The organism is Hymenobacter mellowenesis (genome assembly GCF_030581005.1).
Lineage (GTDB): Bacteria > Bacteroidota > Bacteroidia > Cytophagales > Hymenobacteraceae > Hymenobacter > Hymenobacter mellowenesis.
In genome coordinates, this window is the sequence record NZ_JAUQSX010000016.1 from 112,029 (window position 1) to 137,895 (window position 25,867).

General features: G+C 65.0%; 18 protein-coding genes. All 18 read left to right on the forward strand.

Translation table 11 applies throughout. The annotated features are described in order from the left end of the window. Positions 1-26: 26 nt before the first annotated feature. The 18 genes from pxpB to Q5H92_RS23760 all read left to right on the forward strand — a co-directional run bounded on the left by pxpB (position 27) and on the right by Q5H92_RS23760 (position 25,852). Positions 27-773, forward strand: coding sequence for a 5-oxoprolinase subunit PxpB (pxpB, locus tag Q5H92_RS23675; protein WP_305014051.1), 747 nt, complete (start codon positions 27-29; stop codon positions 771-773). Further along, a complete protein-coding gene (locus tag Q5H92_RS23680) occupies positions 763-1,770 on the forward strand; it encodes a 5-oxoprolinase subunit C family protein (protein ID WP_305014052.1) in 1,008 nt (335 codons plus the stop codon). Before pxpB ends, Q5H92_RS23680 begins: the two co-directional genes overlap by 11 nt. A gap of 132 nt (positions 1,771-1,902) precedes the next feature. Then, positions 1,903-2,685, forward strand: coding sequence for a LamB/YcsF family protein (locus tag Q5H92_RS23685; protein WP_305014053.1), 783 nt, complete (start codon positions 1,903-1,905; stop codon positions 2,683-2,685). Continuing rightward, complete coding sequence (locus Q5H92_RS23690; protein ID WP_305014054.1) at positions 2,682-3,884, forward strand: NRAMP family divalent metal transporter; 1,203 nt, start codon at positions 2,682-2,684, stop codon at positions 3,882-3,884. The genes Q5H92_RS23685 and Q5H92_RS23690 overlap by 4 nt, the downstream gene beginning before the upstream one ends. 190 nt (positions 3,885-4,074) lie before the next feature. Continuing rightward, entirely contained in the window at positions 4,075-5,676 is a 1,602-nt protein-coding gene (locus Q5H92_RS23695; protein ID WP_305014055.1) for a glycerol-3-phosphate dehydrogenase/oxidase, read from the forward strand. Between the two features lie 103 nt (positions 5,677-5,779). Further along, positions 5,780-6,259, forward strand: a complete 480-nt coding sequence (locus Q5H92_RS23700; RefSeq protein ID WP_305014056.1) for a hypothetical protein — start codon at positions 5,780-5,782, stop codon at positions 6,257-6,259. Between the two features lie 43 nt (positions 6,260-6,302). Continuing rightward, positions 6,303-7,826 carry an NCS1 family nucleobase:cation symporter-1 gene (locus Q5H92_RS23705; protein ID WP_305014057.1) on the forward strand — a complete coding sequence of 508 codons (1,524 nt, stop codon included), beginning with the start codon at positions 6,303-6,305 and terminating at the stop codon, positions 7,824-7,826. Positions 7,827-7,853: 27 nt separating this feature from the next. Then, positions 7,854-8,315, forward strand: coding sequence for a peptide-methionine (R)-S-oxide reductase MsrB (msrB, locus tag Q5H92_RS23710; protein WP_305014058.1), 462 nt, complete (start codon positions 7,854-7,856; stop codon positions 8,313-8,315). Positions 8,316-8,455: 140 nt separating this feature from the next. After that, entirely contained in the window at positions 8,456-9,205 is a 750-nt protein-coding gene (locus Q5H92_RS23715; protein ID WP_305014059.1) for a hypothetical protein, read from the forward strand. A 126-nt stretch (positions 9,206-9,331) separates the two neighbouring features. Continuing rightward, complete coding sequence (gene uvrA, locus Q5H92_RS23720; protein WP_305014060.1) at positions 9,332-11,881, forward strand: excinuclease ABC subunit UvrA; 2,550 nt, start codon at positions 9,332-9,334, stop codon at positions 11,879-11,881. A gap of 83 nt (positions 11,882-11,964) precedes the next feature. Then, the gene (locus tag Q5H92_RS23725; RefSeq protein ID WP_305014061.1) at positions 11,965-12,699 is read left to right on the forward strand and encodes a beta propeller repeat protein; all 735 of its coding nucleotides are present in this window, start codon (positions 11,965-11,967) and stop codon (positions 12,697-12,699) included. A gap of 55 nt (positions 12,700-12,754) precedes the next feature. Continuing rightward, positions 12,755-13,393: a class I SAM-dependent methyltransferase gene (locus tag Q5H92_RS23730; RefSeq protein ID WP_305014062.1), complete on the forward strand. Its 639-nt coding sequence runs from the start codon at positions 12,755-12,757 to the stop codon at positions 13,391-13,393. 283 nt (positions 13,394-13,676) lie between these two features. After that, positions 13,677-15,155 carry a M48 family metallopeptidase gene (locus Q5H92_RS23735; protein ID WP_305014063.1) on the forward strand — a complete coding sequence of 493 codons (1,479 nt, stop codon included), beginning with the start codon at positions 13,677-13,679 and terminating at the stop codon, positions 15,153-15,155. Positions 15,156-15,340: 185 nt separating this feature from the next. Next, positions 15,341-16,921, forward strand: a complete 1,581-nt coding sequence (locus tag Q5H92_RS23740) for a DUF6770 family protein (protein ID WP_305014064.1) — start codon at positions 15,341-15,343, stop codon at positions 16,919-16,921. A gap of 266 nt (positions 16,922-17,187) precedes the next feature. Next, complete coding sequence (locus tag Q5H92_RS23745; RefSeq protein ID WP_305014065.1) at positions 17,188-23,274, forward strand: carboxypeptidase-like regulatory domain-containing protein; 6,087 nt, start codon at positions 17,188-17,190, stop codon at positions 23,272-23,274. A 275-nt stretch (positions 23,275-23,549) separates the two neighbouring features. After that, a complete protein-coding gene (locus tag Q5H92_RS23750) occupies positions 23,550-23,840 on the forward strand; it encodes a type IIL restriction-modification enzyme MmeI (RefSeq protein WP_305014066.1) in 291 nt (96 codons plus the stop codon). 139 nt (positions 23,841-23,979) lie between these two features. After that, positions 23,980-25,371 (forward strand): DNA methyltransferase, encoded by a 1,392-nt coding sequence (locus tag Q5H92_RS23755; RefSeq protein ID WP_305014067.1) that lies wholly within the window; start codon positions 23,980-23,982, stop codon positions 25,369-25,371. Continuing rightward, positions 25,364-25,852 (forward strand): DNA methyltransferase, encoded by a 489-nt coding sequence (locus Q5H92_RS23760; protein ID WP_305014068.1) that lies wholly within the window; start codon positions 25,364-25,366, stop codon positions 25,850-25,852. The genes Q5H92_RS23755 and Q5H92_RS23760 overlap by 8 nt, the downstream gene beginning before the upstream one ends. Positions 25,853-25,867 lie beyond the last annotated feature (15 nt).

A 25,867-nucleotide genomic window follows, 5' to 3' on the forward strand; every position in this document is an offset into this window, starting at 1 on the left:
ACGAGCCCAAAAGTAACCGCCAACCCGTGTCCCCCACGCCCGAGCCCCTGCCTACGCTGCCTGCCTCTGTGCGGCTGTTTCCGCTGGGCGACGCGGCCGTGGTGCTTGAATTCGGCACCAGCATCAGCCCCAAAACGCACTGCGCCATCCAAGCCGTGCGCGGCTACCTCACGCAGCAGCCCTTTGCGGGTCTGCGCGAGTTGGTGCCCGCCTTCACCACCCTCACCCTATACTACGACCCGTGGCAGTTGAGCGACAATGGCCGCTACCCGCCCTATGAGCGGGTGGCGGCATTACTGCGACAGCTGCTGCCCGCCGCGCTGGCTACTGCAGTGTCTACGGAGGCGACTTTGGTGGAAATTCCGGTCTGCTACGGGGGCGCGTTCGGGCCTGATTTGGCAGTAGTGGCCACGCACACCGGGCTGAGCAGCGAAGAGGTAGTTGCCCGACATTCGGCGCCCGAATACCTTGTGCACCTGATTGGCTTTGCGCCCGGCTTCCCGTACCTGGGCGGAATTGATGCGCGGCTGGCCACCCCGCGCCGAACCCAGCCGCGCCCGCTGGTGCCGGCCGGCGCAGTGGGCATTGCGGGTGCCCAGACCGGCATCTATTCGCTGCCCACGCCCGGCGGCTGGCAGCTCATCGGTCGCACGCCGCTCCGGCTTTTTAATCCTGAATGGCCGCAGCCCAGCCGCCTCCAGGCGGGGCAGCACCTGCGCTTCGTGCCCATCAGCGAGGCCGAATTTCAGCAACTCCAGCGGCATGAGTCTTAGCATCCTCCGTCCCGGCCTGCTCACCACCGTGCAGGACCTCGGCCGCTTCGGCTACCAGCAGGACGGCATCATCGTGAGCGGCACCATGGACGCCCGCGCCCTGCGCGTAGCCAACCTGCTGGTGGGTAATGCGGAGAATGCCGCGGGCGTAGAAATTACGCTGCTAGGCCCCAAAATTCGGTTTGAAGCCGACCTGCTCATCGCCCTCACCGGCGCCCACCTCTCCCCCACCCTCGACGGCCGGCCGGTGGGCCAACACCGGCCCGTGTGGGTGGCGGCCGGCACCGAACTGGCTTTTGGAGCGCCGGTGGCGGGCAGCCGGGCCTATCTGGCGGTGGCGGGCGGGGTGGCCGTGGCGCCAGTGCTGGGCAGCCGCAGCACTTACCTGCGGGCCGGCTTCGGCGGGCTGCACGGCCGCGCGCTGCGGTCCGGCGATGTAATTCCTTGTGGCGCGCCTACCCCGGTGGGCCGGAAACTGATAGCCGCTTTAGCTACTACCGCAGCTTCCCAGTCCTGGGCTCAGGCCGCCTGGACGCCCGGCCCGGCGCTACGCCCCACGCCCCAGCCGAACCCCACCATCCGAGCCGTGGCAGGGCCGGAATACGGCGAGTTCATGCCGGAAACCCAATGTGCTTTTTGGACGCAGCCCTTCACCGTCACGCCCGAGGCCGACCGCATGGGCTACCGTCTGCAGGGGCTAGGGCTGGTGCGCCAAACCAAGGGTGAGATGCTGTCGAGCGCCGTCACGTTTGGCACAGTGCAGGTGCCGGCAGGCGGGCAGCCTATCGTCCTCATGGCCGACCACCAGACTACCGGTGGCTATCCGCGAATTGCGCAGGTGATTTCGGCCGATTTTTCGGCGCTGGCGCAGGTGCGGCTGGGGCAGCAGCTGTGGTTTCAGGAGGTGTCGTTGTACGAGGCGCAGGCGCTGTACCTTGCGCAAGAGCGGGCGCTGCGGGCGTTGCGGCGGGGGATTGCAACTGTATTCGGCAGCTAATCTAGGAACGTCATGCTGAGCGCAGTCGAAGCATCTCTACCGCTTCATTGAGCCGATTGGATTAGTATTGAGGTAGAGATGCTTCGACTGCGCTCAGCATGACGTTCTGAATACTCCGCCCATCTTCCCTCTATGCCCCCAACTCCTACCATCGATATCAACTGCGACATGGGCGAAAGCTTCGGTGCCTGGACCCTGGGCAATGACGCGGCCCTGCTGCCTTTCATCACCTCGGCCAACATTGCCTGTGGCTTCCACGCCGGCGACCCGGGCGTGATGCGGCAAACCGTGCGCGCCGCCCTCCGGCACGGCGTGGCCCTCGGCGCCCACCCCGGCCTGCCCGATTTGGTGGGCTTTGGAAGGCGCAATATGGATATCTCGCCTGAAGAAGCTTTCGACATGACGGCCTACCAGTTGGGTGCCTTAAATGCCGTGGCGAAGGCCGAGGGCGGCCGGCTGCACCACCTCAAGCCCCACGGCGCGCTCTACAACATGGCTGCCACCAACGCCGCCTTGGCCGAAGCCATTGCTGAAGCCGTGTACAAAGTCGCCCCTGAGCTGGTGCTCTACGGCCTGGCCAACTCGGAGCTAACCCGGGCCGGCGAGAAGCTGGGCCTGCGCACGGCCCACGAAGTATTTGCCGACCGCACCTACCAGGCCAACGGCACCCTCACCCCGCGCCGCCAGCCCGACGCCCTCATCACCGATGCCGCCGCTGCCATTGCCCAGGTGCTGCGCCTGGTGATGGACGGCCAGGTCCGCTCCCAGCAGGGCCCCGACGTGGCCTTGCGCGCCGATACCGTGTGCCTGCACGGCGACGGCGCCCACGCCCTCGAATTTGCCCAGCGCCTGCACCACGAGCTGCGCGCCGCCGGTGTGCAGCTGCAAGCGGCCCGCCCGGCCGTGGCCCCATGAGGCCGCTGCCCAAGGCCCGCTGGTGGGGCGGGGCCACGCTCGGCGCGGCGTTTCTGATGGCGAACTCGTCCATCGGTCCGGGCTTTCTGACCCAAACCACGGTGTTTACCCAGCAGCTGCTCACCAGCTTCGGGTTCGTCATTCTGCTCTCGGTGCTGCTCGATATCGGCGCGCAGCTAAATACCTGGCGCATTCTCACGGTGAGCGAGCTGCGGGCCCAGGATTTGGCCAACAAGCTGCTGCCGGGCCTGGGCTACTTCCTGGCCGCGATGGTGATTTTGGGCGGCTTCGCTTTCAACATCGGCAACATTGCCGGCTGCGGGCTGGGTCTGAATGTGCTCACCGGCCTGAGCTATGAGCAGGGCGCCCTGATAAGTTGCGCAGTGGCGCTGCTGCTGTTTTGGGTGCAGGAGGTAGGGAAGATGCTCGACGGCTTCACCAAGATTCTGGGCACCGTGAAGATTCTGCTCACCCTGGGCATTGCCGTCAGCGCGCACCCGCCCTTGCTGCAGGCGCTGCACCACACGGTACTGCCCACACAGATTAGCGCGGCGGCCATTGTTACCATCGTGGGCGGCACGGTGGGCGGCTACATCACGTTTTCGGGCGCGCACCGGCTGCTCGATGCGGGCATCAAAGGCCCGGGCAGCCAGCCGCAGGTGACACGCAGCGCCCTCAGCGGCATCGTTATTTCCACCGTCATGCGCTCTGTGCTGTTTCTGGCCATCGTGGGCGTGCTGGTGCAGGGTGCGGTGCTGGATAAGGATAACCCCGCCGCAAGCGTGTTTCGCGCAGCGGCGGGCGAGGTGGGGTTTCGGGTGTTTGGGGTGATTTTGTGGAGCGCGGCCATTTCCTCAGTGGTGGGCGCGGCTTACACGTCGGTGTCGTTTTTCAAGACATTCCATCCCGTATTTGCGCGCCACGAGCGGGTGTGCATTTCCGTGTTCATCGTGCTTTCCACTAGCGTGTTTGTGCTGGTGGGCAAGCCGGCGCAGCTGCTAGTTTTCGCGGGCGCCGTCAATGGCCTCATCCTGCCCATTGCCCTGGCCATCGTCCTCATCGCCGCCACCAGCCGCCGCCTGATGGGCCCCTACCGCCACCCGCGCTGGATGCTGGCCGCCGGCTGGCTGGTGGTGCTGGTGATGGGTGGCCTGAGCGTGCCCGTACTGGTGGAGCAGATAGCCGGGTTGCTGCGGTGAATAGTGAGCGATGAATAGTGAGCGGTGAGTAGTGAGCGGTGAGTAGAAAGAACGTCATGCTGAGCGCAGCCGAAGCATTTCTACTGCGCAACGCAATTCAATCGAAAGGAATACTACTGCAGTAGAGATGCTTCAGCCGCGCTCAGCATGACGTTCCGGCTTCGTTCTGGTTTCGTTTAAATCTTCGCCCATGTCCCACCTTCCACCTTCACCCAACCCCTATTCCCGCGCAACCCTGCTTCAGCAGCTAGCCGCCACGCCGGATTGGGACCTAATCGTCATCGGCGGGGGCGCGACGGGGCTGGGCGTGGCCCTCGACGGCCTCAGCCGGGGCTACCGGACGCTGCTGCTGGAGCAGGCTGATTTCGCCAAAGGCACCAGCAGCCGCAGCACCAAGCTGGTGCACGGCGGCGTGCGCTACCTCGCGCAGGGCGACGTGGGCCTGGTGCGCGAGGCCCTGCACGAGCGCGGCCTGCTGCTGCAAAACGCGCCGCACCTCTGCCAGAATCAGGCATTCATTATTCCAAATTACAACTGGTGGGGCGGCCCGTTCTACACCTTCGGCCTGAAGCTGTACGACCTGCTGGCCGGCCGCCTCAGCCTAGGCGCGTCCACCCACCTCGGCCGGGCCGAAACGTTGCACCAACTGCCCACGCTGCGCCCCGACGGCCTACGCGGCGGCGTACTCTACCACGACGGCCAGTTCGACGACGCCCGCCTGGCTGTGAACCTAGCCCAGACCGTCATCGACCACGGCGGCACGGCCCTCAACTACTGCGCCGTGCAGGGCCTGCTGAAAGACGCCGCCGGCCGCCTCGCCGGCGTGCGCGCCACTGACCTTGAAACCGGCCGCGCCTACGAGCTGCGCGCCAAAGCCGTGGTGAATGCCACCGGCATTTTTGTGGACGAAGTGCGGCGGCTGGACGAACCCGGCGCCGGCCCGCTGGTGCAGCCCAGCCAGGGCGTGCACCTGGTGCTAGAACGCTCGTTTCTGCCCGGCGACGCGGCCCTCATGATTCCCAAAACCGAGGACGGCCGGGTGCTATTTGCCGTGCCGTGGCTGGGCCGCGTCCTCCTCGGCACCACCGATACGCCCGTGCCCACCGCCAGCCTGGAACCTCGGCCGCAGGAAGCCGAAATCGACTTTCTGCTGCGCACGGCCGCGCAGTACTTAGCCCAGCCCCCCACCCGGGCCGATGTGCGGAGTGTGTTCGTGGGTTTGCGCCCGCTGGCGGCTTCGGCCAATGGCACTGCCAAAACGAAGGAGGTTTCGCGCCGCCATAAAATCGTGGCTTCGGCCAGCGGCCTCATCACCATCACCGGCGGCAAGTGGACCACCTACCGCCGCATGGGCCAGGATGCCATCGACCACGCCATTGCCCGGGGCTTGCTGCCGGCTGCGCCCAGCCGCACCGCGCATCTACCCATTCACGGGGCCGGCGGGGCTGATGCCGTGCCTCCCACCAACCACCAGGCCCACTACGGCTCTGACTGCGCCGGGCTGCAACGGCTCATTACAGAAATCCCGGCCCTGGCCGAAAGACTGGCCCCGCCGCTGGAATTTCAGCAGGCCGAAGTGGTGTGGGCGGCGCGCCACGAGCTGGCCCGCACTGTGGAAGACGTGCTGGCCCGGCGCGTGCGCCTGCTGTTTCTGGACGCGGCGGCGGCCGGGCGGGCGGCGCCCGTGGTAGCCGCGCTACTGGCCCGGGAGCTGGGCCACGACGCCGCCTGGCAGGCCCGCCAAGTGGCCGAGTTCGGCGCGCTGGCGGAAGGGTACCGGCTGCCGGTGTAGCAACGGGCAAGCGGCTGGGGCGGGCGTCGATGCTGCGTTTCTGCGGGAGCCCGTGTATCTTGGCAAACCCTTGTCGGGGCGGTTTCGCATTCCACTTCTTCGCATGAAACACCTGCTACTCTTGCTGGCTCTGCTGGGCCTGGCTGATTCGGCCTCGGCCCAGGTCCAGCTCATCAACCAGATTTCAAACGCCGTGCGGCCGGTCCAGATTGCCGCAATGCATGCTGCCGTGGAAAGCGGCCGCCGGCACCGCGATGCCAGCTCCGACCGCTACGTGACCACCGCCACCTACCACGGCGACTCCTACTACCAGAAGCGTACGCCCGCCAGCAAGCTGAAGGGCCCCGGCGGCCCCCAGATTGCCTACCAGGAATCGGTGCTGCAGCAGTGCCAGGCCGCGCTGCTGGCCGACTCCACCCGCGCCCTGGGCACGGCCGAAACCTGGGCCATGCTCCAAAGCTCGCGCGAGCTCATCGTGCGCGACCGCCCCGCCTGGGCCGTGGACGCCTACGCCGACGAAGCCGCTTTCTACCAGGCCGAAACCATCCGGCGGCAGCGCCGCGCGGCGGCCGGGCAGCGCTAACCGCCCGTCATTTCTGTTGGAAACTCCTCTCCGAAACCCCGCCATGAATACTGCTACCCAAACGCCCGCCCCCGGCCTCACCAGTCCCGACCTGGCGCCCGTGCTGCCCGCCGAGCGCACCTGGGGCACCGGCAACTACGCCGCGCTCTGGATTAGCATGAGCCTGTGCATCCCCACCTACATGCTGGCCAGCTCGCTCATCGAGGGCGGCATGAACTGGTGGCAAGCCCTGCTCACCATCTTTCTGGGCAACACTATTGTCCTGGTTCCCATGCTATTGAATGGCCGGGCGGGCGCGCAGTATGGCATTCCGTTCCCGGTGTTTGCGCGGGCCAGCTTTGGCGTGCGCGGGGCCAACGTGCCGGCGCTGCTCCGGGCCATTATCGCCTGCGGCTGGTTCGGGATTCAAACCTGGATTGGGGGGTATGCTTTGTACCAGATGGCAGTGCTGTGGGTGCCGTCGTTGGCTACGCTGCCGGCCGTGTTTCCGACCAGCTGGGGGCTGGCTACGGGGCCGGCTATTCTGTTTTTCCTGTTTTGGCTGCTGAATATGTACGTGGTGCACAAGGGCGTCGAGAGTATTCGGAAGCTGTTGGTGTTCAAGGCGTTTTTCCTGCCGGTGGCGGCACTGGCGCTGCTGTGGTGGGCCATTTCGGCGGGCAATGGGCTGGGACCCATTCTGGCGCAACCCAGCAAATTCACCGATAGCGCGCAGTTCTGGGCCTTCTTCTTTCCTTCGCTCACGGGCATGGTGGGTTTCTGGGCCACGCTCTCGCTCAACATTCCGGATTTCACACGCTACGCTACCAGCCAGCGCGCCCAGCAGATGGGCCAGGCCATCGGGCTGCCCACGTCGATGACGCTGTTTTCCTTCGTGGGCGTGGTCGTGACCTCGGCCACGTTCGTCATCTACGGCAAAACCATCTGGGACCCGGTGGTGCTGGCCGGCAAGTTCAACAGCAAGCTGCTGGTGAGCTTCGCCATGCTGGCCGTGGCCCTGAGCACGCTGGCCACCAACATTGCGGCCAACATCGTGAGCCCGGCCAACGACTTCGCCAACTTCTCGCCCGAGCGCATCAGCTTCAAAACCGGCGGCTACATCACCGGCGTCATCGGCGTGCTCATCTTCCCCTGGAAGCTCATCGCCGACCCTTCGGGCTACATCTTCACCTGGCTGGTGGGCTACTCCGGGCTGCTCGGGCCCATCGGCGGCATCATGATTGTGGACTACTACCTCATCCGCCGCCAGCGCCTCGACGTGCCCGACCTCTACCAGTACCACGGACGCTACGCCTACCGCAACGGCGTGAATACGGCCGCCATGCTGGCCCTCGTCATCGGCATTCTGCCCAACGTGCCGGGCTTCCTAACCGCCATTGGCGTACTGGAGAAGGGCACGGTGTGGCCAGGACTGGTGGCCGTGTACAACTACGCCTGGTTCGTGGGCTTCCTGGTGTCGGGGGCGGTGTACCTGGGCCTGATGCGCGGGCAGGCCGCGGCCAGTCCGGCGCCGTTGGCCCACGCCCCGGCGGCGGCCACCAACTCGTCGGCGTCGCTGGCGCAGTAAGCGCCGGGTTGTTGAAAATACCGCCGCATGCTGCGCTGGAAAGACGTCCTTGCTTACGCCAAATATGGCAACCCCGAGCCCGCCCGGCGCGTGCAGCACACCGCGGCCGAGTGGGCCGCGCTGCTGCCGCCCGAGCGGCTGCGCGTGCTGCGCGAAGCCGCCACTGAGCCGCCCTACCGCAACGCCTACTGCCGCGCCTACGAGCCCGGCCGCTACGCCTGCGCTGGCTGCGGCGCGGTGCTGTTTGAAGCCGAGGAGAAATACCACGCCATTTCGGGCTGGCCCAGCTTCCGGCAGCCGGCGGCCCGAAATGCCATTGCCTATTTTTTCGATGAGAGCTTCAACATGCAGCGCATCGAGGCGCGCTGCAACGTGTGCGGTGGACATTTGGGGCACGTATTTGCCGACGGCCCGGCACCCGGCGGCCTGCGCTACTGCATGAACTCGGCGAGTTTGGCGCGGCAGCAGCCCGCAGAGGATGCTGCATGATAAGCCAACTGGTGCGGGGAAATGTCCCGGCGGTGGCCAGCCGCGCGCCGTCCGGCAGCCGCCAACGAATCTGGTAGCGCCGACGGTAGCTTAGCGGCGGCTTTGTTGCCGCCCCATTCTACTTTATCGCGAAGCGTTTTATGTCTAAAGCCCTTGTGTGCCTGCTGCTGGCAACTACTTGGCTGACAACCCCGTTGCTGGGGGTTGCGCAGGCTGCCAAAACGATTCCCACGGCCGCCGAACTCAAGAAAAACCTGGCCATCATCGAAGCCAGCACCGAGGGCGAAAGCGAGGAAATCGACCAACTGCTGACGAAAACCACCCGGCAGTTGGTGGCCTACTTGGGCGCGCACGCCGTATCGGCTGCGGCGGCCAAGGACCTGGGGCTGGACCTGACGGTGGGCCCGGCCGATGCCGCCAGCGTGCGGGTGTACACGTTTTCCTATTCGTCGGGCGGCACGCGCGGCACCATTCACCGGCCCGTGGTGCAGTGGAAAACCGCGGCGGGCCAGCTGCGTGCCTACGCCCTGCGCGAGGAGTGCTTTTTCAACGAGATTCACCCGCTGCCCGTGGCCGGCCGAATCTTCTACCTGCTGCTGGGCATGGAACAAGGTGACAGCCAGTGTTATAATTCCGAAGCGTTTGTGTTTGAGCTCAAGGGCAATTACCTGCTGCTGCCCTCTGCTTTCGGCAAAACGTCCGCGCTGCTGCTCTGCAATGCCCCGATGGCCTACGAGGCCGGCAAGCAAACCCTGCGCATCGATTTCGACGATGACGAATTGATTATTGACGACAAAGACCGGCTGGCCATAAGTGGCTACCGCCGCAAGCCGGGCGCCAAGCGCCTGCGGCTGCAGCTCAGCGGCGGCAGCTTCCGGCAGCAGCCGTAGGCGGGTATCTTCCTCGGGGCAGCCTGTTTCGGGCCGGAGGGTTGGGGCCTTTTAGCAGGCCATTTTCGGATGCGCGGCGGTGGGCTGCGTATGCTGCGTTAAAACGTTTCCCAGCGGCCCTCCTCTATGCCTCCCTCCTCTCCCCCTGATTTTACCGGTTTCGTGCGCGTGCGCGGCGCCCGCGAGCACAACCTCAAAAACGTCGACGTCGACATTCCGCGCGATGCGCTGGTGGTGTTCACCGGCGTGTCGGGCTCGGGCAAGAGCAGTCTGGCCTTTGGCACGCTCTACGCCGAGGCCCAGCGCCGCTACCTGGAGTCGGTGTCGCCTTACGCGCGGCGGCTTTTCCACCAGATGGCGGTGCCGGAAGTGACCTCGATTGAAGGGCTACCGCCGGCCGTGGCTCTGCAGCAGCAGCGCGGCGCGCCCAGCACCCGCTCGTCGGTGGGCTCGGTCACCACGCTTTCCAACCTCGTGCGGATGCTGTATTCGCGTGCCGGCGACTACCCGGCCGGGCAGGGCATTATTTACGCCGAAGCCTTCTCGCCCAACACCGCCGAGGGTGCCTGCCCCACCTGCCATGGCCTGGGCCGCGTGTATGAAGTGACCGAAGCCAGCATGGTGCCCGACCCTACGCTCACCATCCGGGAGCGGGCCATTGCGGCCTGGCCCCAGGCCTGGGGCGGCCAGAACCAGCGCGACATTCTGGTGAGCATGGGCTTCGACGTGGACACGCCCTGGCAGGATTTGCCCCAGAAAGACCGAGAATGGATTCTCTTCACCGAGGAGCAGCCCGTGCTGCCGGTGTACCCCGGCTACTCGCCCGAGCAGACGCAGCGGGCCATCAAGCGCCGCGAGCCGCCGAATTACATGGGAACCTTCACAGGGGTGAAAAAGTACGTGCTGCACACCTTCGCCACCACCCAGAGCGCGCTGATGAAAAAGCGCGTGGCCCAGTACATGCTGGGCTCCGACTGCCCCACTTGCCACGGCAAGCGCTTGCGCCGGGAGTCGCTGTCGGTGAAATTCGCCGGGCTGGATATTGCCGAGATGTCGCGCCTGCCGCTCAAGCGCCTAGCGGCGCTGCTGGCGCCATTTGCCGCGGGCAAGGCCGGGAAGCAAAAGCACGACCAGGAGCACCCGGAGCAGGCCATCGTGGCCCGGCGCATTGCCGAGGATTTGGCGGCGCGCCTGACGGTGCTATTGGATTTGGGCCTGGGCTATCTGTCGCTGGAGCGCGGCACGCCCACGCTCTCGCCCGGCGAACTGCAGCGCCTGCGGCTGGCCACGCAGCTGTATTCCAACCTATTCGGAGTGGTGTACGTGCTCGATGAGCCCAGCGCCGGCCTGCACCCGGCCGATACCGAGGCGCTGCTGAAAGCGCTGGCGGGCCTGAAAAGCGCGGGTAATTCGCTGTTCGTGGTGGAGCACGATTTGGACGTCATCCGGCAGGCCGACTGGCTGGTGGACGTGGGACCGGCCGCCGGTGAGAAGGGCGGCGAAATCCTCTACAGCGGCCCGCCGGAAGGCTTGAAACGTGTTGAAGCTTCCCAGACCCGCCAGTTTCTCTTTGATACTTCGCCCCTGCCCGACGTGCCGCCGCGCACGCCCACCGGCTGGCTAAAGCTGGCCGGCGTGACGCGCAACAACCTCGAAAACCTGGCTGTGGAATTTCCGCTGGGCGTGTTCACCACCGTCACGGGCGTGTCGGGCTCGGGCAAGTCCAGCCTCGTGAGCCAGGTTTTGGTGGAGCTGGTGGCCGAAAGCTTGGGCCAAACCATCGAGGCCGAAGAAGAGGAAACCGACCCGCTGGCCGCCCCCGCGCCGGCCACGCTCGGCGGCCACATCACGGCCGGCCTGGATAAAATCAAGCGGCTGGTGCGCGTCGACCAGAAGCCCATTGGCCGCACGCCGCGCTCCAACATGGCCACCTACACCGGCCTGTTCGACCACGTGCGCAAGCTGTTCGCGGCTACGCCCGAGGCCCGCAAGCGCCGCTACGACGCCGGCCGCTTCAGCTTCAACGTGGCCAAAGGGCGCTGCGAAAATTGCTCTGGCGAAGGCTTCGTGATGGTGGAATTGCTGTTTCTGCCCAGCGTGTACGCACCCTGCCCGGTGTGCCACGGCGCCCGCTACAACGCCAAAACCCTCGAAGTGCAGTATCGCGAAAAGAATATCGCCGAGGTGCTGGGCCTGACCGTGGACGATGCCTGGGAATTCTTCGCCGACGAGCCGGCTATCCACCGCGCCCTCACGGTGTTGCGCGAAGTGGGCCTGGGCTACCTGCGTCTCGGCCAGCCCGCCACCGAGCTTTCGGGCGGCGAGGCCCAGCGCATCAAGCTCGCCACCGAGTTGCAGCGCATCGGCCGCGGCAACACCCTCTACGTGCTCGATGAGCCCACCACCGGCCTGCACCCTTCCGACACCGAAAAGCTCATGCTCCAACTCGAAGGCTTGGTGGAAGCCGGCAATACCGTCATCGTGGTGGAACACGAAATGCGCGTGGTGGCTAGCTCCGATTGGGTTATCGACATCGGCCCCGGCGCGGGCGAGGACGGCGGGCGTGTAGTGGCTGCCGGGCCGCCGCGCGAAGTGGCGCGGGTGAAGGAGAGCCGCACGGCGCCGTACCTGGCGGCATTTCTGGCACCGCAGCCGGCTGATGTTCTTCGGGAATAGCGCCTATCTTGTCAGTGGTTACCGGCTCACACGCTGGTGCCAGCGCCTTTCCTTTCAGCCAGTCTTCCCCCAAGCCCCTTGCTATGAAACATTCGTTCCTTCTCTTCGCCACCGGGCTTCTCGCGGTGGCCTGCCAGAAAAAAGACCCCGAGATAACGCCCCGCGAAGCTGAAGACCCGGACTGGATAAAGCTGGAAATCAAGACTGTTTTTTCCGGCGATGAAGCTTACTCCGTTTGGGGCGACATCGACAAAACCCTGCTGGTTTCGACGAAGGCGCACATTTACGCTACTTCCGACCAAGGCAAGACCTGGCAGGAGCGGAAGAATTTTTACAGTGCCACCTACGGTTTTCTAGCGCGCAACGACACGGTTTTCGCCCTCAGCAACTACTTCACCGATGCGCAGGGCCAGAACAACGCTTCCTTTGTTGATTACTTCACCACCGACCTTGGTAAAACGTGGGTCTACGTGAACACCGTGCCCCGGGGCTACGAGAAATACCACCGCCTGGCCCAGCCTTTTGGCCGGGTAGAAACCGCCGGTATCACGTACCGCACCCAGGAAAATACCCAGCCCATCGCCAACTCCACCAGCCGCCTGGTGGTTGCCTCCGACCTGCTGCGGACGAACGGCACCACACAAACCAAGATGCGCCTGCCCGCCAGCCATTACCTCAAGGGCCTGTACCTCGATGGGCAGCAGCGGCTGTATGTGGCGGCCTCCGGCCTGCGCTTCGATACCAGCACCGGCCAGGCCATCGACCCCACGGTGGGCCGCCCGGCGGTGGTGTACGTTTCGCGGCGGCCGCTGCCGTAAAGCGGCCCTGGGCGGCCGCGCCCACCCAGGGCCGCCGTCTGCGTACGATGAATTCATGAACCCCAACGACGCCCTTCCCGCCAATATTTTCCGCCGCCAGGACGAAACGCCTGATGCCGAGTTCTACCACCACCCGCGCTTCGTGACGCACATCGACGACCGCGCCATTGCGGCCGTCACGCAGCTCTACCGCGAGTACTTCCCGCCCGATAGCGCCCTGCTCGACCTGATGAGCAGCTGGGTGAGCCACCTGCCGCCCGAGGTGCCCTACCGCCGCGTGGTGGGCCTGGGCATGAACGAAGCCGAGCTGAAAGCCAATCCGCACCTGGCCAGCTTCGTGGTGCAGGACCTCAACCAGCAGCCCATTCTGCCTTTCGTTGATGATGAATTCGACGGCGCCGCCATCTGCGTCTCCATCGACTACCTGACGCAGCCGGTGGCGGTGCTGCGCGAGCTGGCCCGCGTGCTCCGGCCCGAGGCCCCGCTGGTCATCACCTTTTCCAACCGCTGCTTTCCCAGCAAAGCCATTGCCGCTTGGCACGCGCTAGACGACCGTGGCCACCTGGCCCTGGTGCGCCAATACCTGACCGCCGCCGCCGGCTGGCACGCCATCGAGCTACTCGACTGCAGCCCGCTGCCGCCCGGCCGCTCCGACCCGCTTTTTGCCGTGGTGGCGCGGGTGGCGGCGGGCTGAGTGGTGGAAGTCGTAGCTATCAAAGAACGTCATGCTGAGCGCAGCGAAATATCTTACCCGCCACCAATAATCATTTACTTATGCGGGCAAGATGCTTCGCTGCGCTCAGCATGACCGCCTGGACTTGCGCCTGCTGCTACACAGCTACTTAAACCGCCCGCTGCCACTGCTAAAAAATCTTTTGCCGCCGGAGATGCGCAGCTAGGATTATAGCAATTCGTCGCTCTACCTTTGGTTCGACGGATTGTCTACCTTCCCGAAATCTAATTCCTCCGACGGTTTTATGCGTCTCTTGTTTTTGCTGTCTTTGGTGGGCAGCATGCTGGCTACCCCGGCGTTGGCGCAGCAGGCGCCTTACCTGCCTTTTTACTCTCCCGATACCGTGCGGGTGCACCAGATGGCCGTGGAACACCGCGCCGCTGTGCAGAAGTACCTCGTGACGCCCAAGTCGGTGAGCGGCGAGTACAAGGACCATTACAAGCGCATCGCGCAGGAAGCGGCCACCGACGTGTATAACACCGTCCGCTACTCTGCCCTCGTCGACCCCGTGCTGAACCCCTACGTGCAGGGCGTGTTCGCGCAAATCCGCAAGGCCAACCCACAACTGGCGGCCGTGCAGCTCGTGCTCAGCCGCAACCCCGAGCCCAACGCCCACGCCGTGGGCAACAGCACTGTGATGCTGAACGTGGGCCTGCTGGGCCGCCTCGAAAATGAAAGCCAGCTCGCCTACGTGCTCTGCCACGAGCTGGCCCACATCCAGTGCGCGCACATGGAGCGCGGCCTGCGGTCGCAGCTCACCAAAATCCACAGTAAGGAGGTGCGTAAGGAAGTGAAGCGCATCGTGGCCGATGAGTACAACATCAGCTCGAAGTTGAAGGCGCTGGCGCTGGGCTTGTCGCTGAACAGCACTTTCCACCACCGCAAATACGAGAAGCAGGCCGATTCATTGGGCTACGCCCTGCTCAAGCGCACCAGCTTCGACACCAAGCAGGCTTACCGCGTGCTGCAGCTGCTCGACAAAATCGACCAGCCGCTCTCGCCCGAGCCGCTGGCTTTCGGCCAGTATTTCGGCTGCGCCAACTTTCCTTACCCGCTGGCCGAGGCGCCGGCTAAGCCGAAATCCATCTTCACCGTGGCCGCGCCCACCAAAACGGTGCTCGAAACCACCGACACCCTCAAAAGCCACCCCGATTGCGCTAAGCGCATGCGCTACCTGAAAGAGCTAGCCCAGGGCCAGATTACCGACGCCCCCACGGCCCCCACGCCGGAGTTTGCCCGCATCGTGTCGCTCAGCCGGCTGGAATCGGTGCAAAGCTGGTTCGACTACGATTGCTACGACCATGCGCTGTTTGAAGCCTTGCAGCTGTTGCACGACGAGCCCCAGAATGCCTACCTGCGCTCGGTGGTGACGCTGAGCCTGTTTGAGATGCGCGAGCACCTGCTGAAGCACGATTTCTACGAAGTGGTGGGCAACGTGTCGAAGCACCATCCCGAAAATTTCAACCAGATGCTGACTACGCTCTACGCCTGGAAAGCCGACGACTACAAGGGCCTGCTGGCCTGCTTCGCCCAGAATGGCGCGGCCCCCGCCGTGCCTGCTGACGAGTATGCTTTGGCCGCTAACTACGCCGCCGCGGCACTGGCCGGCGAGCCCACCGCGGCCACGCTCAAGCAGCAGTACCAGAGCCGCTACCAGGACGGCAAATTTGCCAAGCTGCTGTTTCCGAAGCCGGTGGTTTCGGGCAAGAAGTCGATTCGCTAGAACCAACTCTTACATTGAAGGAACGGTCATGCAGAGCGCAGCGAAGCATCTTGCGTGCCGAAATAAACCAATCGATTGAGTTACTACCACACGCGAGATGCTTCGCTGCGCTCTGCATGACCGTCTGATTCACAATTCATTTTCATTAACCATTCCGCTTATTTCTCACCCTTTACCCTTTTTTCATGTTTGTTAAAAACACCCTGCTGGCGGCCGCTGTGACGCTGGCGGCTTCGGCGGCTCTGCACGCCCAAACCCAAACCCTGGAGGGCATCTCCCGCGTGTCGCGCACAGCCATCGAACCGGTGTATGCCGGCAACGAGGTGAAAGGCTACGTGTCTTACACCAAGGGCGACAAGGCCGACCGCAAAAACGACAACTACCTGCTCGATTTCTACGACCAGGACCTCAACAAGGTGAGTAATATCACCTTGCAGAAGCCGGCCGGTAAGTATTTCCTGCTCCGCAACGCCTTCAACGGCAGCGCCTTCGCCATGTACTACTACAACATGAAGGAGAAAACGCTGGAGCTGGAGACCTACGACACCAGCCTCAAGAAGCTGGGCTTCAAAGCCATTGGCGACCTGAACAAGGCCGACATGATGGCCATGCAGCAGTCTTTTGCCACGCAGGGCAACGACCAGGAGGCCGGCGGCGGCATGATGGGCGGCCTGACGCTGTTTCCGGTGCCCAACTTCGGCTTCGTGCGCAACAGCTACGAAGGCATGATGCGCGGCTTCAACCTGCAGATGTACGACGACAAGCTGACCCCGCGCTGGCGCCTGAGCTCCGACCCCAAGTCGAAGTTCTACGAGTCCATCAACATGACGCAGGCCACCGACAAGTACATCCTGGCCACCATCATGCGCCGCGACGGCATGATGTCGAAGAAAATCAACGCTTACATGGTGGCCATTGAGTCGGCCACGGGCAAGAAGGTGTTCGACATGCCGGTGGAAACCACCAACACCGAGCAGCTCTCGCTCAGCTCCTTCACCTTCGACCCGGTGAAGCGCGAGTTCATCGCCGTGGGCGAGTTTTACAAGCTGAACGACAAGCCGTTTGTGAACAAGAGCCAGGGCTTTTTCATCAAGCGCTTCAGCGAAGCCGGCAAGCCGGTGGCGGTGAAAAACTACGGCTGGCACAACGAAGTGGCCGCCGCGCTGCCCGCCGAAGCCCGCCAGAGCGTGGAAGACGGCTTCGTGAACTACACGCAGTCCATCATGCGCGGCTCGAACGGCAACACCTACATCGTGGCCGAACAGTACAAAGTGGTGGGCGACGGCCTGGGCATTGCCATGGCGGCGCTGGGCGGCGGCACGTCGGTATCGAAGGGCAAAATCGCCAACATGCTGGTGTTCTCCCTCGACCCCGAGTACAAGCTGAACAGCATCAAATTCTACCCCAAAGACCCCTCCGTGGCCTACGTGCCCCCGGGAGCCGGCCTGATGGGCACCGGCCTGCTGGGCATGTACTTCCGCCAGTCGGGCCAGTTTGACTACCAGTTCACGCAGAAAAACGACGCCAACTCGCAGTTCAACGTGGTGTACATCAACTATGACAAGGAGAAGGGCGAGGCCACCAAGAAGGTTATCGGCAACGTGGCTTTTGGCGACAACGGCCAGTTCAAGCTCGATAAGATTGACGGCACCAGCAATGCCACCGCCTCCTTCCTCTACCCCGCCAAGCCCGGCTACGTGATGCTGGTGGACTACCTGAAGAAGGAAAAGAAAATCGGCATGAAGCTGGTGAAGCTGAATATCTGATGCACCTGACTTAAAGAAGTCCGCATCCCCCGGAACGTCATGCTCATCTGGCGTCCGCGCAGCCGAAGCATCTCTACCGCAATACTGACTCAATCGAAACAACGAAGCGGCAGAGATGCTTCGGCTGCGCTCAGCATGACGTTCTAATTTATTTGGTTTCAGCATAAGTAGACAAAAGGCCCGGTTCCGACCGGGCCTTTTTGCGTGCGGCGGTGTGCATTCGGCGGCGGGCCTGCATCGGATAGGAAACCTCTCCCCGCCTGCTTATGCGCCTTCTGCTACTTTTCGCCGCGCTGTTTCTGCTGTTGCTCCGCCCCGCCCACGCCCAGCAGCTGGTGGCGCAGGCCCGCCAGACCAGCTACCTCACCAAGGTGTTCCGCATCAGCGACGAGCAGGCCCGCCTGCTGTACGAGCGCGGCTTGGGCGCGGCGCGGCCCGAGTTTTTCACGCAGGCCGTCGATTCCTTTCCTTCCGACAAGCCCGCGCCGCGCCCGCTGCCGCTGGGCTACTACCTGGTGGCCCACACCGAAGGCCCGCAGCTGGTGTACCAGCTCCGCACCGAAGCCGACCGCGAAGTGCTGGTGGTGGACAACCAGGTAGACTTGAGCCTCGTGGTGCGCGACTCGCTGGGCCGGCTGCTGCCCGATGCGCAGGTGGCCCTGCGCGGCAAGCCGCTGGCCTTCGACGCCGCCACCCAGACCTACCGCCAGGCCGGCGGCGGCCGGGCCGGCCTGGTGGCCGTGACGGCCAGCGGGCGCACCACGTTCCACGCACTCGACCAGGCGTTTCCGAACCGTGGGCAGCGGGCCCGGCCGCGCGGACGCTGGCTGAAGCGGGCCGGCTGGCGGGTACTCTACGGCTTCCCGCTGGGCTACCTCACGGGGCCGGTGCGGCGGCTGGTGCAGGAGCTGCATTACCCGAGCAGCGTGACGACCGGTCCCATTGGCCTGCTGCGTTCCATTTTCAACGAAGACGTGCGCGAGGAGCGCCAGAGCCGCCGCGAAAACCGCCGGGATGAGGGCGAAAACGAAGACGAAGAGCGAGGCCGCTGGGCCAACTACGTGGCCACCAGCCAGCCCCGCTACCGCCCATCCGGCGATACCCTGCGCCTGAAGGCCCGCGTGCTGCGCCGCAAAAACGGCCGCCCTTACCGCCGGCCCCTCACGCTGTGGCTGGGCGGCAGTGCCTATGGCAGCGACGCCGGCAAGCGCATTGCCCTGCTGCGCCCCAGCCGCCCCGGCAGCTACGAACACACCCTGCCCCTGAGCGACTCGCTGGGCTTGCGGCCCGACACCTACGTGGGCTTCCGGTTGAAAGATAAGCGCGGGCAGGTGCTGGCCAGCGGCCAGTTTCGGCTCGAAGACTACGAATTAAAAAACAGCCACTACACGCTGCGAGTGGCCGAAAAAATCCAGCGCCAGGGCCAGCCGCAGGCTGTGTTCGTGCGCGGCACCGATGCCAACGACCTCAACCTGCTCGATGCCCGCCTGCGGCTGAGCGTGACGCCCTACGGCGCGCCGGGCGCGTTGCCGGGCCGCCAGCTCTTCATGCCCGACACGCTCTGGACCCGCAGCCAGGCGCTGGACCCGCTGGGCGAAACCCGCCTCAACCTGCCCGCCAACGCGCTGCCCGACGTCGATTTTCGCTACAACGTGCAGGCCACCCTGCTGACCTCCGACAACGAGCGCCGCACCGAAAGCACCGCCGTGGATTTCCGCCATGACCCCGGCGAACTGCACGCCGAGCTGCGCGGCGACTCGGTGCACCTCGAATACCGGCATTTGGGCAAAAGCCAGCCGCACGCGGCTACGCTCCGCATTTCCACGGCCAATGAGCTGGGCAGCGGCTGGCTGTTTCGGGGACCGGTGCAGCTGCCGCAAGTGCTGAAAGTGGACGCCCACGCCGACTCCTACGAGCTGCGCGACGAGCAGGGCCGCCGCGCCGACCTGGACATTAACCAAAGCAACGCCGACCTCACGCTGCTATCCGACCGCCGGGCCGACTCGCTGGTGCTGGCCGTGAGCAACCCGCACGGGCTGCACTTCTGGTACTACCTCTACGAGGGCAACCGCCTGCGCTACCGCGGCTACGCCGACGCGCTCAGCCTGGCCATTCCGCACGCCGGCCGGGAGCCGTGGTTTGCCTCGCTGCACTACTGGTGGGGCGATGCCCTGCGCTCGGCCGAGTTCACAATGGCGCTGCCCGCGCCGCAGCTCGTCATCAATGCCGAGCAGCCGGCCGTGGCCTACCCGGGCCAGCGCATCAGCTTGCGCTACGCCGTGACCGACGAGCGGGGCCGCCCCGTGCCCCACGCCGACCTGACGAGCTACGCCTACACCAGCAAGTTTGAGCAGGCCGCCGCGCCCGCGCTGCCGCAACTGCGCGTGGCCCGGCCGGTGCAGGGCCGGCAGTCGCTGCGCCGTTTTAAACTGGCGGAAAACTTTGATAACAAGTCGGCCCAAAAGCTGCTGCTGTGGGCGCGCTGGCGGCACGTGCTGGGACTCGATTCGCTCACGTTTTACCAGTTTCTATACCCGGAAAGCGGTACGTTCCACGAGTACCGGCCGGCGCCGGGCGGACTGGCGCAGGTGGCGGTTTTCCTGGTCGATTCGGGGCGGGTGCTGCCGCCGGTGGCGGTGTACGTGGACGGCCAGCCCGGCTACATCCACGACGTGAACCGCAACGACCCGTATGCCGTGCTGGCTGATAGCGGCTTTCATACCCTCAGCATCCGCACGGCCACGCGCTTCGTGACGCTGCGCGAGGTGTACCTGCGGCCGCTGCACAAGCTCACGTTGAGCATCGACGTGAACCACCCGTGCGCAGAGCTGAGCGTGGAAAAACGGCACCCGGAGCTGGCGCCCAGCGAGCTGCTGGGCCTGCAACGCTCCCTGGTGGTGCTGGATGGCACGTTTCTGGCGGCGGCCACGCTGCGGCAGGGGCCGGCGCTAAGGCCATTTTCGCGCGGCCGATATAATAGCGCGCTCATCAGCGGCCCCTTCCGGCCCGATTCGGTACTGTTGCGTGATGCGTATGGGCTGCGGCGCAAGTTTCTGTTTGAGCCGCTTTATAAGTATTCGTTTGGGCAAAATCTGTTGAAAATGCAATGCCTCGATGCGGGCCTGCTGGGCCAGCTCAACGGCTACAATTACAACAGTTACGGCAAGTGGCTACCGCTGAATGGCTTCGCTTACACCGAAGCCGACTTCCGGCGCAAGCCCGAGTGGGTGGCCGCCGCCACGCCCGACTACCTCAACGCCCGGCTCGATGTGCCCTACGCCACGCCGCTGGGCCAGGGCCGGCTGGAGCTGCGCTTCCCGCCGCGCCCGGCCGATGCCGGCCCCAGCTACAAGGAGCTGGCCGCGCCGCGCTACGTGCTGCTCACCCGCCCCAGCCAACCCAAATTCCTGCGTTTGGAGCGTGGCTACGGCCTCATTCATGCGCTGGCGCCGGGCCGCTACCGCGTGGCTGTGCTGCTGGCCGACAGCTCCTGCCTGGCCCCGGCCGAGGACGTCCTCATCCAACCCAACGGCCAGACCTACTTCCAGCTCCGCCGCACCGACCAAGTGCCCGCTGGCCGCCTCAGCCGCCGCATCAACCAGCAGCTCTGGCTGCGTCGGCCGAAAACGGGCCACATCACCATGGCCGACAGCGTGCCCGCCCGCCGCGAAATCCGGGTCGAAATGCCCCGCACGCCCCAGCCCGGCTGGCGCACTATTCGCGGCCAGGTCATCGGCCAGGACAGCGAGGAGGGCCTGCCCGGTGTGACGGTGCTGATTAAGGGCAGCACCATCGGTATTTCAACCAGCGCTGATGGCAGCTTCACGCTGCAGGTGCCGCCGGATGGGCGCGTCACGCTGACCGTCAGCTACATTGGCTACGCCACCAAGGATGTCCCGGTGGGCGGAATAAGTACGCTGGTAATCAAGCTTGCCCCCGATGTAAAGCAGCTGAGTGAAGTGGTGGTGGTAGGCTACGGTTCCGTGCAACGGCGGGATGTGACCGGGTCCGTTTCCACCGTTTCAGCGGCACCCTTACGGGGCTTGGCCGGCAAAGTGGCCGGCGTGCAAATCATCGAGGGCGCGCCAGGTTCCGGCGCTCGCATCACCATTCGCGGCTCCCTTTCCATCAGCGGCAACAACCAGCCATTTATCCTGCTCAATGGCCTGCCGTTCAATGGCCTGCAGTCCGACATTGACCCGGCCAGCATCACCAGCATGCGGGTGATAAAGGGGACAGAAGCGGCCAGCCTCTACGGCGCCCAGGCCGCCAATGGCGCGCTCATTATTACTACCAAAGGCACTGCCGACGACGTGGCCAACGGCGACGACCCGCGCCTGGCCCTGCGCCGCCACTTCCGCGACTACGCCTGGTGGCACCCGCTGCTGGAAACCGATGCCCAGGGCCTGGCCCGCGCCGAGGTGGTGCTGCCCGACGACGTGACCAGCTGGGACAGCTTCGTGCTGGCCTCCGACGACCACGGCCGCCTGGGCCGCGCCACCGGCCGCCTCAAGTCGTTCAAGCAGCTGCGGGCCGAGCTGGCCACGCCCCGCTTCCTGGTGGCCGGCGACCGCACCCAGCTGCTGGGCAAAAGCCTGAACTACGGTTTCGACACCGCTCAGGTAGCCACCACTTTCCGGGCCGGCGCGCAGGTGCTGCGCACCCAAAACCGCCTGGTGAGCCCCGTGGCCCTCGACACGCTCACCTTCACCGCGCCCCCCACCACGGTGCCCGATTCCGTCACGCTCAGCTTCGCCCTCGCTCAGCCCAACGGCTACCAAGACGGCGAGCAGCGCAGCCTGCCCGTGCTGCCCGCCGGCACGCTGGAGCGCGTGGGTACCTTCGCCACCCTCACCGCCGCCGATACGACGGTGCAGTTGCCCATCAACCCCGCTTATGGCGAAGTGACGGTGCACCTGGAAAGCGACGCCCTGCCGCTGCTGCTGTCGGAAATCGAGCACCTGCAGCGCTACGCCTACCTCTGCAACGAGCAGGCCGCCTCCAAGCTGAAGGCGCTGCTGCTGGAGCGCCGCATCCGGGAGGTGCAGAGCCTGCCGTTTCGGGGCGACCGGGCCATTAACTTTCTCATCAAGAAGCTGCTGGCAGGCCAGCATAAGCCCGAGCACCTGTGGGGCACCTGGGCCGAATCGGCGGTGAGCCCCTGGGCCACCTCGCACGTTCTGGAGGCTTTGCTGGATGCCGAGAAAGCCGGCTACAAGGTGGTTTTCGACCGCGCGGCCACGCAGGCCTATCTGCTGCGCGAGCTCGACGACCACCTGAGTGAAGCCGCCACGGTGGCCCGGCTGCGCGGCCGCCCGTTGCCCAGCTACTACGGCTACTACCGCGCCCCCGACGACCTCATTCGCCTGCTGGCGCTGCTACACCGCCTGGGCGCACCGGCCGATTTCAAGACCTACGTGGCCCGCTTCGACCGCCTGCAAACCGGCCGCCAGCCCCTCGACCGCTACCTGGCCCTCGTGACCTTGCGCCAGCAGCTCGGCCTGCCCTTCCAGCTCGATACGCTGCGGCGCTACCGGCTCAGCACCCAGCTGGGCGGCGTGTTTTATGGCGATACGCTGCACGCCTCGACCTACTACGGCTACCTGCTGCGCGACCGGGTGGGCACCACGCTGCTGGCGTATCGGGCACTGCGGTCCGTTGGCGGGCACGAGGCCGAGCTGGCCCGGCTGCGCGTGGGCCTGCTCAACCTGCGCGAAGGCGGCCACTGGACCAGCACCTACGAAGCCGCCCAAATCCTCGAAACCATCGGCCCCGACCTGTTTGCGGCGGGCCGGCCGGCCACCTTCGCCCGCGCCCAGCTCAGCGGCGGGCTGAGTCAGACCGTGACGCAGTTTCCCTTCACCGCGAAGCTGGCCGGCAGCAGCGGGCCGCTCGCGCTGCGCAAGGAGGGCCTGCTACCGCTCTACGCCACGGCCTACCAAAGCCACTGGAACCCCGCGCCGGCGCCCGTCACGGCCGCCTTCACGGTGCGGACGGCCCTGGCGGGCCAGGCCGGCAGCCGCGTGACGCTGCGCGCCGGCCAGCCCGCCGAGCTGCTCGTGACCGTGGACGTGAAGGCCGAGGCCCGCTACGTGCTGCTGGAAGTGCCCATCCCGGCCGGCTGCTCCTACGGCGACCCGGCGCCCACCAACGGCCTCGAAACTCACCGCGAGTACCTGCGCCACCAAACCGGCATCTTCCTCGACCGCCTGCCCATCGGCCGGCACCAGTTCCGCATTGCCCTGCAGCCGCGCTTCAAGGGCACCTACACCATCAACCCGGCCAAGGCGGAGCTGGTGTATTTCCCCACCAAGTTCGGCCGCTCGGCCAGCAAGCAGGCGGTGGTGCGGTAGGGGATTTATCGTCTTTCTGACGGGCGCCTCACGTGACCCCTACGGGGCAGCCCCCTCTCCCCAGGGAGAGGGGGCACAGGTTCTGCACGGTTTGTAGCGTGGACTCTGCGAGTTCGCGCTTGTCCGAACCTGCAGGAACATTCGCCCCGGCGCGGACTCGCAGAGTCCACGCTACAAGTCGACTGGCCCCCCTCTCCCTGGGGAGAGGGGCCGGGGGTGAGGCGCCCCGTCCGCCCCGCCTGCCTATCTTCCCATCCCCAATTTCTACCCCAATAATGACTTACCCCGACTTCGCCGCCCGCTGGCGCAACTCCGGCGGCGCCGAGCGCGCCAACTACGGCCTCTTCCTACAAGACCTGTGCGACCTTATCGGCGTGTCGAAGCCGAACCCCACCACCGACTTACCAACCCAAGACCAGTATGTATTCGAACGCGCCGTAACTTTCAATGACGGCGCCAGGAAAAGCACCGGCCGCATCGACCTCTACAAGCGCGGATGCTTTATTTTGGAAACAAAACAGGGCGTAGATGGCGTAAAAGAAGGTTTAGATGATGATATAAAATAACGCACGACGCACGACGCACGACGCACGACGCACGACGCACGACGCACGACGCACGACGCACGACCGGCGTGAACTGGGCCTCAGCTCTGAAAAACGACGTTTCGGCCACGCTCAACGAGGAACAATAAAGTGGGAGCAGATGATGCAAGCGGCCCGCCAGCAGGCGCTGGGCTACGTGCGCGCCCTGCCGCCCGATGAGTCCCGGCCCCTGTTTGTGCTGGTGGTAGACGTGGGCTACTGCATCGACGTGTACTCGAACTTCGCCGGCGTCGGCGATTCCTTCGTGCCCTTCCCCGACCAGGCCCGGTTCCGGCTGCCGCTGGCTGCCCTGGCCGATGAGGGCACCCGCGCGCTGCTGCGCCAGGTGTGGGCGGCGCCCCGCAAGCTGGACCCCAGCCGCCGCGCCGCCCGCGTCACGCGGGAGCTGGCCGGCTACCTGGCCGGCTACCTGGCCGGCGTGAGTGCCCAGTTGGAGCGGGCCGGGCACGCGCCCGAGGTGGTGGCCCAGTTCCTGATGCGCTGCCTGTTCACGATGTTTTCGGAGGACGTGGGGCTCATTCCCAAGGCCAGCTTCACGAGCATGCTGCGTACCTACTCCACGCCCGAGCTGCGCAAGTTTCTGCCCGATGCCCTGCGTGGCCTCTGGGCCACCATGGACACCGGCGGCTTCTCGCCCGACCTCAAGGCCCGCCTGCGCCGCTTCAACGGCAAGCTCTTCCACGACGCCACCGCCCTGCCCCTCACCCCCGACCAGATGGCCCTGCTGCTCAAAGCCGCCGAAGCCGACTGGACCGAGGTGGAGCCCGCCATCTTCGGCACCCTGCTCGAACGCGCCCTCGACCCCCGCGAGCGCCACAGCCTGGGCGCCCACTACACCCCGCGCCGCTACGTGGAGCGCCTGGTGCTGCCCACCGTGCTCGAACCCCTGTGCCGCGAATGGACGGCCGCCCAGGCCGCCAGCGCCCGCCGCATCGACGAAGGCCAACCGAAGGAGGCCCGCCAAGAGCTGGTGCGCTTCCTCACGCGCCTCACCTCGCTGCGCATCCTCGACCCCGCCTGCGGCTCCGGTAACTTCCTCTACGTCACGCTCGAGCACCTCAAGCGGCTGGAGGGCGAGGTGCTGGCCGCCATCAACGCCTTCGGCCAAACCGGCCTGCTCGACCTCGGCGGGGGCACTACCGTGAGTCCCCGGCAGCTGCTGGGCCTGGAGCTGAACCCGCGCGCCGCCGCCATTGCCCATGTGGTGCTGCGCATCGGCTACCTGCAGTGGCACCTGCGCACTCACGGCATCACCCAGCTGGCCGAGCCCCTGCTCGACGAGTACCAGAACATCCGCCAGCAGGACGCGGTGTTGACTTATAACGAAGGCTTCCAAAACGCGAAGCCGACGGTTTGGCCCGAAGCTGACTTCATTATTGGCAACCCTCCTTTCGTGGGCGACAAGGCCATGCGCGGCGCTTTGGGCGGTGACTACGTGGATGCATTGCGCAAAACCTACAAAGGCGTAGTGCCTGAATCCGCAGATGCCTGAATCCGCAGATTTGGTCATGTATTGGTGGGAAAAAGCTGCCGAAATCGTCCGGCAAAACAAGGCTGAATCTTTCGGCTTCATCACCACTAATTCCATCACCCAAACGTTCAACCGCCGCCTGATTCAGCGGCATCTGGAAGCTACGCCGCCCCTTTACCTCACCTATGCCATTTCAGACCATCCTTGGGTGGATAGTGCCCAAGGTGCCGCTGTGAGAATTGCCATGAGCGTTGGCCGCACTGATGCTTCGATTGGCAAGTTGATGAATGTCGTTTCTGAGGTAGCAACAGACGAAGATGATGCCCATGCTGTAGAACTCACAGAAACAGAAGGTTCCATTAATGCTGATTTTACAGTGGGTGCAGACGTTTCTTCAGCTATTGCTCTTAAAGCAAATCAAGGAATTGCCACAGTCGGAATGTACGCTTCCCTAAATAGGAGGCCAGTTGTGAGTAGAGAAAAGCGTATTTTCACTACCTGACACCTGCACGATGAA